Source organism: Actimicrobium sp. CCI2.3 (genome assembly GCF_035019065.1).
Taxonomy (GTDB): Bacteria; Pseudomonadota; Gammaproteobacteria; order Burkholderiales; family Burkholderiaceae_D; genus Actimicrobium.
Genome location: NZ_JASJWR010000009.1, coordinates 27923 through 44529, shown reverse-complemented (window position 1 = coordinate 44529; position 16607 = coordinate 27923). Strand labels below are relative to the sequence as shown.

The window sequence follows — 16607 nt, the reverse complement described above, 5'->3', positions numbered from 1 at the left end:
CGCGCGGTTGCCGAAGGCATCCGCCGTGAAACTCCTTGCAGGGCAATGAACAGGGGGCGAAGAAGGGACCGTCTCGGGCGCAATAAAAAAGCCCGGCGGGGCTGCTCGGGCTAAGGTGGACTTGCTGTGCAAGCGCGCTTTAGCCGTATTTTTTTCGCGCCCGCAAGCTGATCTCAAATCGGCGCCAAGGACAAAGAATAACCAAGTCGCCGGGGCGCGTCAAACGCTCACCCAAGGTTGACTGCTTGCGTGCTTCAACGACTCGCCAAGGCGCACGCGTGCGCGTCGCACCAATCCCGCAGAGCGCTGGCAATCGCTGCAATGACTGGCTCCCAGTTGCCGTCGGGCGCTTGACGGAACAAGCGCATCTGTTGCGGATACCACGGCGATCCCGCCCCTTGTTCCAGCCAGCGCCAGTCGGTCATCCGCTCTGGCAGCATGACCCAGCATGGGATACCGAGGCTGCCTGCCAGATGCGCGACAGCGGTGTCGACACTGATGACCAGGTCGAGGCTGGCAATGACCGCAGCGGTGTCGGCGAAATCGGTGAAGTCGCGGCCAAGGCCCAGTACATCGAAACCCTCTGTCTGGCTGATCTCGTCTTCGCCTGGCCCTTTTTGCAGGCTAATGAAATGCACACCGGCGACCGCAGCGAGCGGCGCCAGCGTGGCCAGCGATGGCAACGATCGGGCGGCATCGTTTTCAAAACGCGGATTGCCTTTCCAGGCCAGGCCGACTTTCAGTGCGCTCGCTGGCAGCCGCGTCGCCCAGCGGATGATCTCGGCAGGATCGGCGGCGAGGTACGGAATCGCAGCCGGGATGGTAGCGGGCCGCGTCTGAAAAAAATACGGCAAGCTCATTGGCGGGGTCCAGAAATCCCATCCCGATGCCGGCACCTGCTGATGAAACGAGATCACCTCATCAACCGCTGTCAGCGATGCCATCAGGCGCACCAGACCCGGATGACAGACCAGCGTAATGCGGATGGCACCGACGGCCTTGAGCTGCGTGGCATAGCGACAGAACTGGATCATGTCGCCATGACCGGCCTCAAAGCCGATGACGATGGACTTGCCGGCCAGCGGTTCGCCCGCCCAACGCGGACAAGTGAAATGTTGCTCGAGCCGCTGATACCAGTCGCGCGCCTCGAAGCACAGCCAGCCCTCCTCCATGCGCCCCTGCCGCAACAGCAGGTAGGCCAGATTGAAGCGCGCTTTGGCGTAACTGGCATCGCGCGCAAGGGCGCTGCGAAAGCAGCGTTCGGCCGTCTCGTCCTGATGCAGCAGCGTTAGCACCGCACCCAGATTTGACCAGGCCGACGGCTCATCCGGTGCCAGTTGCAGTGCCTGCCGGAAGCCACGTTCGGTTGCGGCAAGATCGCTGTGGACGTACAGGCAATCCTCGAAGGACAGCGCGTCCGGTGCCGACGAGAGGGCGCTGCTGCCGACCGGGGAGATCATGATGATTCCTTGTTAAATTGCACCACTGAAAACGCATTTCCTGCCTGACCGGTGATCGGCAGCGATTCGGTAAGGCGAATCTACCCGCAGGTAAGTCGGTGTGAAGGCTGCCCGACTACAGCGCCGCGAGGCGCTCCACCCCTTCGGCGATGGCGTGCGGTTCAATTGCACGCAATATTTTTTTGGTCTGCGGCACCAGCAGGCGCAGATCGCTGTTCAGCACTTCCTGCTTGACCGACAACAGCTGCGACGGATGCATTGAAAACTCGCGCAGTCCCATGCCAAGCAAGAGCCGGGTCAGGCGCGTGTCACCGGCCATTTCGCCACAGACCGCCACCGGCACACCGTGCCTGGCACCGATGGCAATGGTGTTCGACAACAGGTACAGAATGGCTGGATGCAGCGGGTTGTACAGGTGCGCCACTTCATGATCGACGCGGTCAATGGCCAGCGTGTACTGGATCAGATCATTGGTCCCGATTGACAGGAAATCGAGGCGCTTGACGAACAGCGGCAGCGTCAACGCAGCGGCTGGAATTTCGATCATCGCGCCGACCTCGATGGCTTCATCGAATTTTTTGTTCGCGGTCCGCAACTGAACCTTGGCCTGGGCGATCATTTGCAGCGTCTGGTCGATCTCGAACGCGTGCGAGAGCATCGGCACCAGCAGGCGTACCTTGCCGAATGCCGAGGCGCGCAAGATGGCGCGCAGCTGGATCAGGAACATTTGCGGCTCGGCCAGACAGAAGCGGATCGCGCGCAGGCCGAGTGCCGGATTGAGAGCCGTCTGCTCGGCGAAATCGAGCGGCTTGTCGGCACCGATGTCGAGCGTGCGGATCGTCACCGGCCGACCTTTCATCGCCACCACCGCTTTGCGATAGGACTCGAATTGTTCGTCTTCGGTGGGTAGCTTGTTGTGGTAACCGGTACGTCCCATGAACAGGAATTCGGAACGGAACAGGCCGACTCCCTGCGCGCCGGCATCGAGCGCCGCACCGCAATCCTCGGGCAACTCGATGTTGGCCATCAGCTCGATGGCCACGCCGTCAATGGTGACGGACGGGGTTTTCTTGAGCTTGGTGAGTTTCTTGCGCTCGCGAATCAGGCGCGCCTGGCGTTCGCGGTATTGCTCGAGGACTTGCGGCGACGGGTCGACGATGACTACGCCGGCATCGCCGTCGATGATGACCCAGTCGTCCTGATCGATCAGTGCCGACGCGTTGAACATGCCGACCGCAGCGGGAATATCGAGGCTGCGGGCGACGATGGCGGTATGCGAATTCTGGCCACCGACATCGGTGACGAAGCCGGCAAAGGCGCGGTCGCGAAACTGCATCATGTCGGCCGGTGAAATGTCGTGCGCGACGACGATCATGTGCGAGATTTTTTCTTCGCTGCCGCTCGGTGTCGGGATCGTCGTGGCGGTGCCGGTCAGCACTTTCAGGATGCGTTCGCCGACCTGCTGGATATCGGCCTTGCGTTCCCGCAGGTACGGGTCTTCGACCTCGTCGAACTGCGCCGACAATTCGTCAATCTGCGTGACCAGCGCCCACTCGGCGTTGTAATAGCGCTTGCGAATAATGTTGAGCGGTACTTCGGAGAGCATCGGGTCCGACAGGATCAGCACGTGGACATCAATGAAGGCGGCGAGCTCGGCTGGCGAATCCTTGGGCAAGTCGCGCCAGATTGTCTGCAGTTCTCCGTGCACGGTCCTGATCGCATTTTGCAGGCGAGCGACTTCGGCTTCCATCTGGTCTTGGTCGATCAGGTAATGCTTGACGTCGAGCGTCGCGGGCGTGAGCAGATGAGCGCGCCCGATCGCGATGCCGCGCGAAACTGAAATGCCGTGGAGCGTAAAAGAGGCCATCGGGTTCCGTCGTCAGTGTGAGTGTTATTCGCCTTCGCCAAACTTGTTGTCGATCAGCTCCTGCAATGCGGTGAAGCAAGCCTGCTCATCCGGGCCGTCGGTTTCCAGTAACACTTTCGAGCCCTTGCCGGCGGCCAGCATCATGACGCCCATGATCGACTTGGCATTGACACGGCGCTTGTTACGGGTGAGCCAGACTTCACTCTGGAATTTTGCGGCCAGCTGGGTCAGCTTGGCCGAAGCGCGCGCATGCAGGCCCAGCTTGTTGATGATTTCGAGCTCTTGCTGGATCATGATCGGGTCTTGTCGAAAGAGTCAGTAATAATAAGAAAGTATCGCAAGGCGGTGTCGGCAGCACCCTCAGTTCGGCGACAACCGGACCCGGTTATCGACCCGGACCACGCCACTCTGGCCACCGGCGAGCGCCATCTCGACCACCACGTCGAGGGTGTCGTGACGGTAGGTCAGCGCCCGCAACAGCATCGGCAGACTGATGCCGGCAATCACTTCGACCCGACCGGGATCGTGCAAGGGCAATGTGCAATTCGACGGCGTCCCTCCCATCACATCGGTAATGACCAGCACGCCGTCGCCGGCATCGAGTCGCTCGATGACTACCTTGGCCATGCGTTTGACTTCACAGGGGTCCTGGTCAGCGCACACGTCGACTGCTTCGAGCCGTTCAGGACGCGCCCGAAAAACATGGGCGGCGGCGTCGATGAAGGCTTGTCCGAGCGGGGCATGCGTCAAAAGGAGAATACCAACCATAAATTATTCCGAGAAGCCATTACAAGATCACACGAACACGAACCGATTACGCCTGGCGATTTTTTTCCAGCGCATCGACGAACATGCCCGCTACATTGAATCCGGTCTGTTGCCTGATTTCCTGGAAACAGGTCGGGCTGGTGACATTGATTTCAGTCATGCATCCACCGATGACGTCCAATCCTACCAGCAATAGACCGCGTGCCGCCAGTGTCGGGCCGATGCCATTGGCGATCTCGAGATCGCGTTCGGACAAAGCCTGTGCCACGCCAACACCACCGGCGGCCAGATTGCCACGGATTTCAGTTCCCTGGGGAATGCGCGCCAGACTATGCGGTACCGCCACGCCATCAATGAGCAGGATGCGCTTGTCGCCCTTGACGATCTCGGGAATGTAGCGCTGCGCCATGATGGTCTGATGGCCGTTGGCGGTCAGCGTTTCGATGATCACGCCGAGATTCATCGCATCGTCCTTGATGCGGAATACGCCGGTGCCGCCCATGCCGTCGAGTGGCTTGAAAATGACGTCGCGATGTTCGTCATGGAACGCGCGCAAGCGCTTCTCGTCGCTGGTCACCAGCGTTGGCGTGGTGTACTGCGGAAACTGCAGGATGGCCAGTTTTTCGTTGTGGTCACGGATCGCAGCGGGCTTGTTGACCACGCGTGCACCCTGTTTTTCGGCCAGCTCCAGCAGGTACGTGGCGTAGACGTATTCCATGTCGAACGGCGGATCCTTGCGCATCACTACGACGTCAAAATCAGCCAGCGAACGTGTCTCGCGCGGTGCGGCGCGATACCAGTCGAGCGGCTCGCCGGTCAGCGTCAGTTGTGCCACGCTGGTCGTGACCACCCCGCCGGAAACGACCATGTCGCGCGGCTCGAAGGCGTGGATCTGGTGTCCGCGCGAAACGGCTTCGGCCATCATCGCGTAGGTCGAATCCTTGTAGGTCTTGAAGCCGTCCAGCGGATCGGCAATGAAGGCAATGTTCATTAATAGACTTCCGGGTTGGGATCAGTTTTTTCGAGTTCGATCGAGGCGGCCAACAGCGCCAGTCGCGCCACGACGCCGTACAGATAAAACCGGTTCGGTGCAGCCGTGCCCGGCTTGGCATGCATGTCCGGCAACGAGTGTTGCTGGGCAAACGCCAGCGGTACGAAATGCGCGCCGGGTGCGTTCAGGTTTTCATTGATATCGCGGTCGGCATGGACACGGTAATAGCCACCGACGACGTAGCGGTCGATCATCATCACCACCGGCTCGGCCACCGAGTCATTGATCCGCTCGAACGTATGCACGCCTTCCTGCAGGATCACGTCAGTCACTTCGAGACCATCCTTGACGACCGCCATCCGGCTGCGCTGCTTGCGGTCCATGTCGCGCACTTCGCTGCCTTCCTTGACCGTCATGATGCCCATGCCATATGTACCGGCGTCAGCCTTGATGATCACGAACGGCGTTTCCTTGATGCCGTATTCGCGGTATTTTTTGCGTATCTTGGTCAGCAGGGCGTCGACCTGAACAATCAGCGCATCTTCACCGGAACGATCGTTGAAATCAACCTGACCACATTTGGCAAAGTACGGGTTGAGCATCCACGGATCGATGTCATTCATCTTGGCGAATTTCTTGACGACTTCGTCATACGCTGAAAAATGATTGCTCTTGCGACGCACGGCCCAGCCCGCATGCAGCGGCGGCAGCAGGGTTTGTTCGTTGAGGTTGTCGAAGATGGCCGGAATGCCGGCCGACAGATCGTTGTTGAGCAAAATCGTGCACGGATCAAAATTCTTCAGTCCGAGACGACGGCCATTGGCCGAACGCTCCAGCGGCTCCAGCGTCAGCGTGGTGCCATCAGGCAGGTCGATTGGCGTCGGGCCAGTGACATCGGGAGAAAATGAACCAAGGCGCACGTTCAAACCGGTCTGACGGAAAATCTGCATCAGGCGCGCGATGTTTTGCAGATAGAACGAATTGCGGGTATTGCCCTCCGGGATCAGCAGAAGATTCTTGGCATCCGGACAGTATTTTTCGATGGCCGCCATCGCTGCCTGCACCGCCAGTGGCAACATTTCCGGTGCCAGATTATTGAAGCCGCCCGGATACAGATTGGTATCAACAGGGGCCAGCTTGAAGCCGGCGTTGCGCAAATCAACCGAGCAATAAAACGGCGGCGTGTGCTCTTGCCATTCGAGACGAAACCAGCGTTCGATGGACGGCGTGTTATTAAGAATTTTCTTTTCGAGGTCGAGAAGCGGGCCATTCAGGGCCGTGACGAGATGCGGAACCATTTAAGCCTTTTGCTGTGCGGTGCAGGATGCACCTGCGAAGTGAAGCTGATTCTAACGGTTATCCTCTTGCAAGGCTTGAAGCAACCGATCTGTTCTGTCCCCGTTACATCAGGGTAAGACTGTTAATTTAAAGCCCGGTACGAAAAAAAGCGCTTCTCAGGAAGCGCTTTCGTGGAGTCGTCTGTCAGCGCAAGGCCGACAGACAACGTGACCTGCAATCCCGGATCAGGAATGGTAAGCCGACTCGCCGTGGCTGGAGATATCCAGACCTTCGCGCTCGTCTTCTTCCACTACCCGCATGCCGATAATCATGTCAACGAGCTTGTAGGCGATCAGCGATACCACTGCTGACCAGATCACCGTGGTAATCACGCCCTGTGCCTGAATCCAGACCTGAGCACTGATCGAGTAGTCAGGCGACACCTTGTTGGCGACGTAGTCATAAATACCTTGACCGCCAAGCGATGGCGCAGCAAACACGCCGGTGAGCAATGCGCCGAGGATACCGCCAACGCCATGCACGCCGAAGACATCGAGCGAATCGTCCGCACCGAGCAAGCGCTTGAGACCACTGACACCCCACAGGCAGATGACGCCGGACAGCAAGCCGATCGCCAAGGCACCCATCGGACCGACAAAACCGCAAGCTGGTGTAATGGCAACCAGACCGGCAACCGCACCGGAAGCGCCACCGAGCATTGACGGCTTGCCCTTGGTCAGCCATTCGGCAAAGATCCACGACGCTGCTGCTGCAGCCGTTGCCAGCAGCGTATTGACGAAGGCCAATGCAGCGATATCGTTAGCTTCCAGTGCCGAACCGGCGTTGAAACCGAACCAGCCCACCCACAACAGCGAGGCACCGATCATCGTCATTGTCAGCGAATGCGGCGCCATCGATTCCTTGCCGTAGCCAACCCGCTTGCCAATCACGTACGCACCGACCAGGCCAGCGACAGCGGCGTTGATATGCACCACGGTACCGCCCGCAAAGTCGAGCGCGCCTTTTTGCCATAACCAACCGGCCTTGGCCGACTCGGAAGCCAGCGACGCCGCGTCCTTGATACCGTCCGGACCAGGCCAGAACCAGACCATGTGCGCAATCGGCAAATACGAGAACGTAAACCAGATCACGATGAACATCAGCACCGCTGCAAACTTGGCGCGCTCGGCGAAGGCACCGACGATCAGACCACAGGTAATTGCCGCAAATGTCGCCTGGAACACCACGAAGACAAACTCGGGAATCACGACACCCTTGCTGAAGGTTGCAGCAGTAGCGAACGTACCTTTGACCGGATCGAAGATGCCGTTAAGGAACAGACGATCGAATTTGCCGATGAATGCGCCGCCTTCGGTAAAGGCCAGCGAGTAGCCATAGATGCACCACAGGACGACAATCACAGCGAAGATCGTGAAGACTTGCATCAGGATCGACAGCATGTTTTTGGACCGGACCAGACCGCCGTAAAACAACGCCAGGCCAGGAATCGTCATCAGAATCACCAGGGCGGTGGCGACCATCATCCAGGCCGTATCACCCTTGTTTGGGACGGGTGCGACAGCGGCTGCGGCAGCCGGCGCAGCCAATTCGCCTGCTGCGGGCGCAGCAGCTGTTGCTGCAACCGGAGCAGCAGTAGCAGGTGCGGCGGCGGCAGGTACAGCAACAACGGCCGCGTCAACCTTGGATGGGGCTACTTCATCGGCGGCTACTGCAGCAGGTGCGAAACCGACCGCCAGCAAGAGCGCGCCGGCAGCCAGGAAGCTTGCAAACTGTTTTTTCATGAATAACTCCTTAAAGGGCTTCTTTGCCGGTTTCACCGGTGCGGATACGCACGACGTGCTGCAGATCGTAGACAAAAATCTTGCCGTCACCGATCTTGCCGGTACGGGCAGCTGTTTCGATTGCTTCAATCGCGCGGTCGACAATGTCGTCATCCACGGCAGCTTCGATTTTTGTCTTCGGCAGGAAATCAACGACGTATTCGGCACCGCGATACAGCTCGGTATGCCCCTTCTGACGACCGAAACCCTTGACTTCGGTGACGGTAATGCCCTGGACGCCGATGGCGGACAAAGCCTCGCGGACCTCGTCAAGCTTGAACGGTTTGATGATGGCGGTAATCAGTTTCATGACTGGCCTCGATTAGAAAGTTTTGCTGATGGCGACGACGAGGGCTGTTTTGCCGTTGTCCTTGCCGGAAGGCGTCGAGTAAGCACCCGTTTTGGCATCGGTACCGATCACGGCCAGGCTGCCGCTGAGGAAACCGAAATCTTTTGTCACGCCGACTTTGTAGTCGGTGTAGCTGTAAAAAGAGCCGTTCTTGATTTTCTGATGGCCAGCATGCAGATTCAGGACCGTGCCTTCGGCGATGTCAATGTTTGCGCCAATATCGAGATAGCCGCTATTCTTGCTGTTGACGTTACCGAAGGTGTCGGTCACTGCATTCGAATATTTGACATACGCAGGACCGTAGCCGACCTGGCCATAAATCTCGGTCGTGTTGGCATTTGCAAATCCGGCAACGCGGGACAATTGGTTATCGGCGTAAATGTAAGTCAGCACGCCAACGTCATACGACACATCCTTGACGATTTCTCCGCGCTTGCCTGCGTAGATATCCAGTTCGATATCGCCCTTGCCGCCGGCATCCTTGATCCACTTGATGGATGATGCCCATGTACCCACATAGAAGCCAGTCGGATTGTTGACGAAGTCGGCACCGACAGAGACGGCCGGTTTCAGGCGGGATTGCGAAATACCGCGGTAGCGGTAATCGGAAGTCAATGCAGCATTGAAGCTCAGCTCGTTGTCCGGCTTGGCATCTTCTGCATGAGCAAAGTTACCCATAAAGGTGGCTGCGATGGCCGTGACGAGAAGTAGTTTTTTCATTTTGTTTCCCTGTTAAAAGTTTATGGATAAAAAAGGCAGTGGCACAGCAGTTTTCGATCTACATTAGCAGGACTCGTGCCACCCTTTTTCGGCACGAAAAATTGTTACAACGACAAATAATCATTCCTTGCCATCGCAACATTAGCGCAAGTTTTAACTCAACCGCACCAACTTGTGGCGATTCACCAACAGGTGCACAGTTACGGTGCTTCAGCACCCGGAAAGGCAGAAATATGGACAAGAGCAACTTTTTTAGCGACATGCAAAACAAAATCAGCCAGGCCATCGAAAATTCACCCGCCAAAGACATAGAAAAGAACGTCAAAGCGATGATGACGCAGGGATTTTCAAAGCTTGACCTGGTTACCCGCGATGAATTCGATATTCAGGCACAGGTGCTGGAGAAAACCCGCACCCGACTCGAAGCGCTGGAAATTCAGGTAGCGGCACTCGAAGCGCAGTTGAACAAACCGGCATAATCACCCGGTCCGGATGGCGCGCCCTGCGCCATCCGGCCTGACTCTGCGCCACATCAACATTCGTCATCATTCCTCATTGCAAACTTGCTCGCGATCGCACCGATCCGAACCAAACCACCAGCAAGAATGCGATCCACCATGAGTCTCGCCGTACTGAAAAGTCGCGCCTTGGCAGGCATACAGGCTCCCCAGGTCACTGTGGAAGTGCACCTTGCCAATGGCCTACCCAGTTTTATGATCGTTGGTTTGCCAGAAACCGAAGTCAAGGAATCCCGTGACCGGGTCCGTGCCGCCCTGCAAAACGCCCGCTTCGAATTTCCGGCCCGACGGATTACTGTCAATCTCGCCCCTGCCGACCTGCCCAAGGAATCGGGCCGGTTCGACTTGCCGATTGCATTAGGCATCCTGGCTGCTTCAGGGCAAATGCCCGCAGGCGAACTCGATGACTACGAATTCGCCGGAGAACTCTCGTTATCCGGCGAACTGCGACCGATTCGTGGTGCGCTGGCCATGACATTTGCAATGCACCGCGGCGATGATCCGGGCCGCGCACGACGTGGATTTATCTTGCCACGATCCAATGCCGACGAAGCAGCACTGGTCAAGGACGCCCGGATCTATCCGGCCAGCTCCCTGCTGGAAGTCTGTGCGCACTTCGCGGCTGCGGACGGCGTCAGCCGGTTGGGCAGGCATTGCTGTCAGGCTGCACCGGTACTGGATGTCCATCCTGATTTTTCCGATGTCAAGGGTCAGCTGCAAGTCAAGCGCGGGCTGGAAATTGCCGCAGCAGGAAATCACAGTGCCTTGTTAATCGGTCCGCCCGGCACCGGCAAATCCATGCTGGCTGCACGTTTCGCTGGCATCTTGCCACCAATGACCGACGACGAAGCGCTGGAATCGGCCGCAGTGCAATCTCTGTCGGGCGGATTCACGGCGGCACGCTGGAAGGTCCGGCCGTTCCGATCGCCCCATCACACTGCATCAGGCGTGGCACTGGTTGGTGGCGGGGGCACGCCTCGTCCGGGCGAGATTTCACTGGCGCATCGCGGCATCCTGTTCCTCGATGAATTGCCCGAGTTCGATCGTCGCGTGCTTGAAGTATTGCGCGAACCGCTTGAATCAGGCCGCATCACTATTTCCCGGGCCGCACGGCAAGCCGACTTTCCGGCACGCTTTCAGTTGATCGCAGCAATGAATCCCTGTCCTTGCGGCTATGCCGGCCATCCGTCGGGCCAGTGCCGCTGCACGCCGGACAATGTTGCACGTTATCAAAACCGAATTTCCGGACCGCTGCTCGACCGCATCGACATGCAAATCCTTGTCGGGGCGCTGCCGCATGATGACTTGCTAAAGCCCGCTGCAGGCGAAACGTCCGCCGTCATTGCACTGAGGGTCAAGCGGGCATTCGATATCCAGAAAATGCGGGCAGACAAGACCAACAACTTGCTGACAACCAGCGAAGTCGATCTCCATTGCCAGCCTGACGCGAGCGCCGCCACTTTGCTGCAGGCTGCCATGTTGCGACTGAACTGGTCGGCGCGCTCCTACCATCGGGTACTGAAGGTGGCGCGGACGATTGCCGATCTCGCTGGAGCCACCCAGATCGGCGCGCAACATGTTGGCGAGGCTATCCAGTACCGGCGTGGCTTGCGCGAGCACTGACCGCCGCATCGGGCGGGCATCACAGCATGAACAGCACGCACATTCCTGCAAGCCACCCTGTTACCATACTTGCCATGAAAATTCCCTCTTCGATTTCCTTTAAGCAATTCTCCACAATCCTGCTACTGACTCTGCTGGCAGGTTGCACACCCAGCCACGACTGGCGCGAGGTTCGCGGCACCGACGCGAGCTTTTCCGTACTGATGCCGGCCAAGCCGATGACGCTCACGCGCCAAATTGATCTTGACGGCGTCAATGCGTCCATGACCATGATGGCTGCTGAAATCGATACGGTGACCTATGCGGTCGGTAGCGTCGACCTGGCCGATGACAACGCCGCAAAACTCGCTGTGCTGGCGATGAAAACCGCGATGGTCCGGAATATCAATGGCACCATCCTGCGTGAGAAATCAGCGGGCAGTACAACCGATCTGGAAGCCAGCGGTGCGCCGACCGGTGGCCCGGTGCGACTCTTGATCGCCCGTTTTATCAGCAAAAACCAGCGGGCCTACCAGATTATCGTTACCGGCCCTGAAAAAGCCATTGCACGTGAGCAGGTCGATACCTTCATGACATCTTTCAAGCTGCCATGACCATCCAAGCAAAAACTACTTAAGCGACCCGGCACACAGCATGACGAGCGCCTTGACGCTACAATTCGAGCGCTAGACATCCGCTTCACCAACATCAAAAACAGGGAACACGACATGCTAGTCACATTCAAATCCAAAGCTGCCGGCGAAGTCACCATGTATCAAATACATGCCCGGCGCCTGCTTGATCTGCTGCACAAAGATGTCACGCGCGGGGTAATCACCGCCGAAGAAACTGGCCATGCGCTGGCTGTCCTCGAAGCACAGGTCGCTGCCAGCCGACTGCACCCTGCGTCCGACGAACTCGAACACGATGTCCACGCACACCACGGCGACGAAGGCAATGACAGTGGTCACGAGCCAACCACCGCCGTCAGCTTTTCTGCCCGCGCCTACCCGTTGATGGAAATGCTGCGTGCTGCCCATGCAAGCAAGAACGACATTCTCTGGGGCGTCTGATCCCGGCGTTGATTACGAGGTCAGCAAGGTCTTGGTCATGATGCGCGACTGCACGCCAAAACCTGCCGCGTCGTAAAAGCCAATGGCCTTGTCGTTCGCCTCGAACACTTCGAGCCGGATTTCTTCTGCGGCCATCATTTTTGCCCACTGCTCTATGGCGTCGAGCAACTGCTTGCCAATCCCTTGCCCTTGCATCGACGCTGTCACGACCACGGTACCAACATGGCAAACCTGCCGCGTCCTCAGAAATGACGTTTCTGACGGCAGCAAAATCTTAGCGCGCAGCAAACCGACCACACGATGATCGATCATCGATAACAGCAACATGCCTTCTGTGTCATCAATTGCGGTGCGCCAGAATTCGGCGTCGCGCTCGATACCCGGCGGGGCCGCAAAAACATGGGGGCTATGCGCGTGATGCTGCACGTTGATTTCCTCTGCCAGAAGACAAATGGCATCATGGTCACGTTGCGTTGCGCGTCGGATTTTGGTCAGCATGCCCGCTCTTTATCAATAAAAATAATCCCGAGGATACACGCGCGCGTCGAGGTGATTCACGCCTCTGTGTGCGGCAACGCACATCCGCGACAAACCGCTTCGGAGAATATTTAATCATGACAGCAGCTTGCAGGAACCGGCATGATCGACAATCAGCGCACCCACTCCGACCATGGCTATTTCACGCTCACCGGCGATATCAACAGCGACATGGTGAGACGGGTTTTTGACGCTCTGGAAAAAATAACGGCGAACGGTATTGGTACCGCCCACATCCTGCTGCAATCGAACGGCGGTTACGTCAGCGATGGCATCTGTCTCTACAACACATTACGTAATGTCCCGCTCAATCTGGTCATGTATAACGGTGGCGCGGTCGCCTCCATTGCCGTGACCGTCTTTCTGGCCGGCCAGCGCCGGGTCGCCAGCGATACGGCGCGCTTCATGATCCACAAATCCCATGCGACAGCACCCATCGGTGCTCGCCCGGAAGCGCTCCAGATTATCGCCGACGGCCTGAAGGCCGACGACCGGCGCACCGAAGCGATCCTGCGCCGGCACATCAACCTGACTACGCGCATGTGGGAAGTCCACGCGCACTCGGATCTGCACCTGAGCCCGCAAGATGCGCTCGACACCTTGCTCATCGAGCGGCTCGCCGACTTTGCGCCGCCACCGGGCAGCCAGCTTTTCAATATCTGATGCGACAGATGTGTCCTGCGGCGGTCACGTCGACCGCACAAGGCAGACATAAACCAGCTAAATGCTGCACATGCAAAAAAAAACCCGCTCTAGGAGCGGGCTGAAATCCATACTCTTGGAGGAGTTATGGAGGAGACGGCTCGAGTATGCCACATTATTTGTGCAACGCACCACAACTATTTCAAACAAATCCCCTGCCTTTTCAAATTGCACCAGAAATGTTATCAATAGGAAAATTTTTAACCGTATATTGGGTCAGCGCAACTGCCCCGCAACTTGCCGGTCCAGCAGTTTAAATGTCATAAAAGTGGCTCAAGGCACGCGCAAGCCGGCGTGCACCGCTACAATCACCGCTTTCCGTCAATGCTACTGGCAAGAACCTTCGATGAGCATTACCGGCATTCCCGATTTTGGCTACTTTTGCCTGGCCGTACTCCTGCTCAACGCCACACCTGGCCCCGACACGGCCTTCATCGTCGGGCGCAGTATCGCCCAGGGACGCGCCGCAGGACTGGTATCGGCGCTAGGCATTTCGGCCGGGTGCTGCGTGCACGCTATCGCTGCGACACTCGGCTTGAGTGCGCTGCTGGCGACTTCCGCTACGGCATTCACCCTGATCAAACTAGCCGGCGGCGTGTATTTGATGTATCTGGGCTTGCGCATGTTGCTCACGCGCGCAGCGCCCAATGGCGCGCCAGCGAAAAATGTCTCGGCACGACCATTGCAGACAATTTTCTTGCAGGCGCTGGTCACCAACCTGCTCAATCCGAAAGTCATCCTGTTTTTCTTGTCTTTTTTCCCCCAATTCGTCAGCCCGAATGCCACGGGCAAGACCCTTTCGTTTCTCATACTCGGTGTGGTGTTCGTGCTGATGTCGACCGGCTGGAATTGCGGCACTGCGTTGGTCTCCGGAACGCTGGCGCGGCGAGTCGGCTCCAGCCAGCAAGTCCGGCTCTGGCTGGAACGCTGCGTCGGCGCTGCCTTCATCGCACTGGGTGCGCGCATTGCCTTTGCCAGGAGCTAAACCATGGCCACACTTGATTTGAAACACGATTCACTGGCCTTCAGCCTGCGTAGCGCAGCCCATGCCGTTGCGCTAGTGCGCGGCGGGACCGCCTTGCCGCAAGCCCTTACCCGCGTGCAGGGTTATACCGAAACATCCGGTCAAGCCCGTGGTGCCATTCAGGATATCTCTTACCGGGCCATGCGTGGACTGGGACGCGCCGATGCCCTGATAACCCTGCTCACCTCACGCGCACCCGAGCCGGCCGCTTTGCACGGATTGCTTTGCTGTGCACTGACACTGATCGACTTTGATGAATCTGATCCCGCGGCACCGTACGAGATATTTACCGTCGTCAATCAGGCCGTGCAGGCAGCCAGTGCCGATCCCGCCATGGCGCATGCCAAGGGTATGGTCAACGCAGTGTTACGCCGCTTCTTGCGCGAACGTCAAGCCCTGTTGGCAGACGTACTCCGGCAACCGATTGCCCAATGGAATTATCCGGCTTGGTGGATCGATGCCTTGCGGAGCGCGTATCCGAAGGACTGGCAAGCGATCCTGCAGGCAGGCAATGCGGCACCGCCACTGATCTTGCGCGTCAACCAGCGTCGTACGACACCCGAGGCCTATCTTGCTTTGCTTGCAGAACAGCAGATAGTCGCGCGTCAGGTGGGCCCCGATGCAATCCGGCTGGAACAACCCGTACCGGTCTTGCAGATCCCCGGCTTCATGGACGGACTGGTGTCGGTACAAGATGGCGCAGCACAGCTGGCGGCACCGCTGCTGGATGCGCAAGACGGCATGCGCGTGCTGGATGCCTGTGCCGCACCGGGCGGCAAAACCGGGCATTTGCTCGAACGCGCGCAGCTCGACCTGATCGCACTGGACTCCGACCCGCGTCGCCTCAAGCGCATCGAAGAGAATTTGCAACGTCTGCAATTATCGGCCCGCCTGATCGCCGGCGATGCTGCCGCTACCGACTGGTGGGATGGCCAGCCATTCGACCGCATCCTGGCCGATGTACCCTGCACGGCTTCCGGCATCTTGCGGCGTCATCCGGACATTCGCTGGCTGCGACGCAAAGCCGACACTGCGCAGCTGTCAGCTCTTTCGTCGCGCATACTCGACAATCTTTGGCGCATGCTGGCACCCGATGGTAAATTGCTATTTGTGACCTGCTCGCTGTGGCCGCAGGAGTCCGAGGCACAAGCGGCCGCATTTGCGATGCGCAACCATGCCGAACGGCTTCCAGCACCCGGCCAGCTATTGCCAACTGCAACCCCCAATGAAGATCATGATGGTTTGTTTTACGCATTATTCAGGAAGCCGGCGAGCTGATGCGAGCGCGTGATGCAGTGGCCATGTCAGCGGGTCGGACTGCCGTGATGACATTGCTGCGTGGCTGGCTATTGGGTTGGCTTCTGTTGCTGACGCCAGTGGTACATGCCGACGGCGTCGATATCGTTCAGGCTCACCTGGAATCGACCGACGAGGGGGTGAAGTTGTCCGCCACGTTTGCCTTTGATCTCAATCGCGGCCTGGAAGATGCCATTACCCATGGCCTGCCGCTCTATTTCACGACCGAAATCGAAATGAAGCGTCCTCGATGGTACTGGTTCGACGAAAATACCATCACCGAATCCCAGACCATCCGTCTGTCCTATAACGTGCTGACGCGGCAATACCATGCTGCGATACTTGGACGACTGCAACAGAGTTTCAGCTCACTCGATGAAGCGCTTTCACTAATCCGTCGCCCCAGCCGCTGGCTGGTGGCTGAAAATTCCTCGCTGAAATCAGGTGCGGTGTATTCGGTATCCGTACGCATGCGCCTTGATGTCGCCCAACTGGCAAAGCCGTTTCAGGTCAATGCGATCAACAACGCCGACTGGCGCTTGTCGTCGGACTGGAAAACTTTTCTCTACAAGGCTGAATAG

Annotated in this window: 18 protein-coding genes; 8 read left to right on the top strand and 10 right to left on the bottom strand. The window is 58.1% G+C overall.

Features of this window, described 5'->3' with window-relative positions; translation table 11 throughout:
* Nucleotides 1-254: 254 nt before the first annotated feature.
* The 9 genes from QN370_RS07070 to QN370_RS07030 form a co-directional block, all read right to left on the bottom strand.
* Nucleotides 255-1460: a hypothetical protein gene (locus QN370_RS07070; RefSeq protein WP_322129080.1), complete on the bottom strand. Its 1206-nt coding sequence runs from the start codon at nucleotides 1458-1460 to the stop codon at nucleotides 255-257.
* A 115-nt stretch (nucleotides 1461-1575) separates the two neighbouring features.
* A complete protein-coding gene (gene ptsP / locus QN370_RS07065; RefSeq protein ID WP_322129081.1) occupies nucleotides 1576-3327 on the bottom strand; it encodes a phosphoenolpyruvate--protein phosphotransferase in 1752 nt (583 codons plus the stop codon).
* Between the two features lie 24 nt (nucleotides 3328-3351).
* On the bottom strand, nucleotides 3352-3621 hold the full coding sequence (locus QN370_RS07060) for an HPr family phosphocarrier protein (RefSeq protein ID WP_322129082.1): 270 nt from the start codon (nucleotides 3619-3621) through the stop codon (nucleotides 3352-3354).
* A 66-nt stretch (nucleotides 3622-3687) separates the two neighbouring features.
* Nucleotides 3688-4095, bottom strand: a complete 408-nt coding sequence (locus tag QN370_RS07055; RefSeq protein WP_322129083.1) for a PTS fructose transporter subunit IIA — start codon at nucleotides 4093-4095, stop codon at nucleotides 3688-3690.
* Nucleotides 4096-4141: 46 nt separating this feature from the next.
* Nucleotides 4142-5086 (bottom strand): glutathione synthase, encoded by a 945-nt coding sequence (gene gshB, locus QN370_RS07050; protein WP_322129084.1) that lies wholly within the window; start codon nucleotides 5084-5086, stop codon nucleotides 4142-4144.
* On the bottom strand, nucleotides 5086-6384 hold the full coding sequence (gene gshA / locus QN370_RS07045; protein ID WP_322129085.1) for a glutamate--cysteine ligase: 1299 nt from the start codon (nucleotides 6382-6384) through the stop codon (nucleotides 5086-5088). The genes gshB and gshA overlap by 1 nt, the downstream gene beginning before the upstream one ends.
* Before the next feature lie 225 nt (nucleotides 6385-6609).
* Nucleotides 6610-8166 (bottom strand): ammonium transporter, encoded by a 1557-nt coding sequence (locus QN370_RS07040; protein WP_322129086.1) that lies wholly within the window; start codon nucleotides 8164-8166, stop codon nucleotides 6610-6612.
* Nucleotides 8167-8176: 10 nt separating this feature from the next.
* Nucleotides 8177-8515: a P-II family nitrogen regulator gene (glnK, locus tag QN370_RS07035; RefSeq protein ID WP_322129087.1), complete on the bottom strand. Its 339-nt coding sequence runs from the start codon at nucleotides 8513-8515 to the stop codon at nucleotides 8177-8179.
* Nucleotides 8516-8527: 12 nt separating this feature from the next.
* Nucleotides 8528-9274: a TorF family putative porin gene (locus tag QN370_RS07030; RefSeq protein WP_322129088.1), complete on the bottom strand. Its 747-nt coding sequence runs from the start codon at nucleotides 9272-9274 to the stop codon at nucleotides 8528-8530.
* Between the two features lie 233 nt (nucleotides 9275-9507).
* On the opposite strand from QN370_RS07030, the gene QN370_RS07025 reads away from it, so the two are divergent.
* From QN370_RS07025 to QN370_RS07010, 4 genes are all read left to right on the top strand, one after another.
* Entirely contained in the window at nucleotides 9508-9753 is a 246-nt protein-coding gene (locus tag QN370_RS07025) for an accessory factor UbiK family protein (RefSeq protein ID WP_322129089.1), read from the top strand.
* 138 nt (nucleotides 9754-9891) lie between these two features.
* Nucleotides 9892-11415 (top strand): YifB family Mg chelatase-like AAA ATPase, encoded by a 1524-nt coding sequence (locus QN370_RS07020; protein WP_322129090.1) that lies wholly within the window; start codon nucleotides 9892-9894, stop codon nucleotides 11413-11415.
* Nucleotides 11416-11489: 74 nt separating this feature from the next.
* Nucleotides 11490-12008: a hypothetical protein gene (locus QN370_RS07015; protein WP_322129091.1), complete on the top strand. Its 519-nt coding sequence runs from the start codon at nucleotides 11490-11492 to the stop codon at nucleotides 12006-12008.
* A gap of 114 nt (nucleotides 12009-12122) precedes the next feature.
* Nucleotides 12123-12467: a DUF1840 domain-containing protein gene (locus tag QN370_RS07010; protein WP_322129092.1), complete on the top strand. Its 345-nt coding sequence runs from the start codon at nucleotides 12123-12125 to the stop codon at nucleotides 12465-12467.
* A gap of 12 nt (nucleotides 12468-12479) precedes the next feature.
* Here QN370_RS07010 and QN370_RS07005 read toward each other — a convergent pair whose 3' ends face one another.
* Complete coding sequence (locus tag QN370_RS07005) at nucleotides 12480-12965, bottom strand: N-acetyltransferase (RefSeq protein ID WP_322129093.1); 486 nt, start codon at nucleotides 12963-12965, stop codon at nucleotides 12480-12482.
* A 141-nt stretch (nucleotides 12966-13106) separates the two neighbouring features.
* Between QN370_RS07005 and QN370_RS07000 the strand changes: the two genes are divergently transcribed.
* The 4 genes from QN370_RS07000 (at nucleotide 13107) to QN370_RS06985 (ending at nucleotide 16607) form a co-directional block, all read left to right on the top strand.
* Nucleotides 13107-13667 carry an ATP-dependent Clp protease proteolytic subunit gene (locus QN370_RS07000; protein WP_322129094.1) on the top strand — a complete coding sequence of 187 codons (561 nt, stop codon included), beginning with the start codon at nucleotides 13107-13109 and terminating at the stop codon, nucleotides 13665-13667.
* Between the two features lie 385 nt (nucleotides 13668-14052).
* The gene (locus QN370_RS06995) at nucleotides 14053-14691 is read left to right on the top strand and encodes a LysE family translocator (RefSeq protein ID WP_322129095.1); all 639 of its coding nucleotides are present in this window, start codon (nucleotides 14053-14055) and stop codon (nucleotides 14689-14691) included.
* Nucleotides 14692-14694: 3 nt separating this feature from the next.
* The gene (gene rsmB / locus QN370_RS06990; protein ID WP_322129096.1) at nucleotides 14695-16008 is read left to right on the top strand and encodes a 16S rRNA (cytosine(967)-C(5))-methyltransferase RsmB; all 1314 of its coding nucleotides are present in this window, start codon (nucleotides 14695-14697) and stop codon (nucleotides 16006-16008) included.
* Nucleotides 16008-16607 (top strand): DUF4390 domain-containing protein, encoded by a 600-nt coding sequence (locus QN370_RS06985; protein ID WP_322129097.1) that lies wholly within the window; start codon nucleotides 16008-16010, stop codon nucleotides 16605-16607. Before rsmB ends, QN370_RS06985 begins: the two co-directional genes overlap by 1 nt.

Coding starts and splice junctions, on each gene's coding strand:
- QN370_RS07040 (WP_322129086.1), bottom strand. CDS start 8,166: ATGAAAAAACAGTTTGCAAGCTTCCTGGCTGCCGGCGCGCTCTTGCTG.
- QN370_RS07055 (WP_322129083.1), bottom strand. CDS start 4,095: ATGGTTGGTATTCTCCTTTTGACGCATGCCCCGCTCGGACAAGCCTTC.
- QN370_RS07010 (WP_322129092.1), top strand. CDS start 12,123: ATGCTAGTCACATTCAAATCCAAAGCTGCCGGCGAAGTCACCATGTAT.
- gshA (WP_322129085.1), bottom strand. CDS start 6,384: ATGGTTCCGCATCTCGTCACGGCCCTGAATGGCCCGCTTCTCGACCTC.
- QN370_RS07025 (WP_322129089.1), top strand. CDS start 9,508: ATGGACAAGAGCAACTTTTTTAGCGACATGCAAAACAAAATCAGCCAG.
- QN370_RS07030 (WP_322129088.1), bottom strand. CDS start 9,274: ATGAAAAAACTACTTCTCGTCACGGCCATCGCAGCCACCTTTATGGGT.
- QN370_RS07015 (WP_322129091.1), top strand. CDS start 11,490: ATGAAAATTCCCTCTTCGATTTCCTTTAAGCAATTCTCCACAATCCTG.
- gshB (WP_322129084.1), bottom strand. CDS start 5,086: ATGAACATTGCCTTCATTGCCGATCCGCTGGACGGCTTCAAGACCTAC.
- QN370_RS07005 (WP_322129093.1), bottom strand. CDS start 12,965: ATGCTGACCAAAATCCGACGCGCAACGCAACGTGACCATGATGCCATT.
- rsmB (WP_322129096.1), top strand. CDS start 14,695: ATGGCCACACTTGATTTGAAACACGATTCACTGGCCTTCAGCCTGCGT.
- QN370_RS07070 (WP_322129080.1), bottom strand. CDS start 1,460: ATGATCTCCCCGGTCGGCAGCAGCGCCCTCTCGTCGGCACCGGACGCG.
- QN370_RS06985 (WP_322129097.1), top strand. CDS start 16,008: ATGCGAGCGCGTGATGCAGTGGCCATGTCAGCGGGTCGGACTGCCGTG.
- glnK (WP_322129087.1), bottom strand. CDS start 8,515: ATGAAACTGATTACCGCCATCATCAAACCGTTCAAGCTTGACGAGGTC.
- QN370_RS07060 (WP_322129082.1), bottom strand. CDS start 3,621: ATGATCCAGCAAGAGCTCGAAATCATCAACAAGCTGGGCCTGCATGCG.
- QN370_RS07020 (WP_322129090.1), top strand. CDS start 9,892: ATGAGTCTCGCCGTACTGAAAAGTCGCGCCTTGGCAGGCATACAGGCT.
- QN370_RS06995 (WP_322129095.1), top strand. CDS start 14,053: ATGAGCATTACCGGCATTCCCGATTTTGGCTACTTTTGCCTGGCCGTA.
- ptsP (WP_322129081.1), bottom strand. CDS start 3,327: ATGGCCTCTTTTACGCTCCACGGCATTTCAGTTTCGCGCGGCATCGCG.
- QN370_RS07000 (WP_322129094.1), top strand. CDS start 13,107: ATGATCGACAATCAGCGCACCCACTCCGACCATGGCTATTTCACGCTC.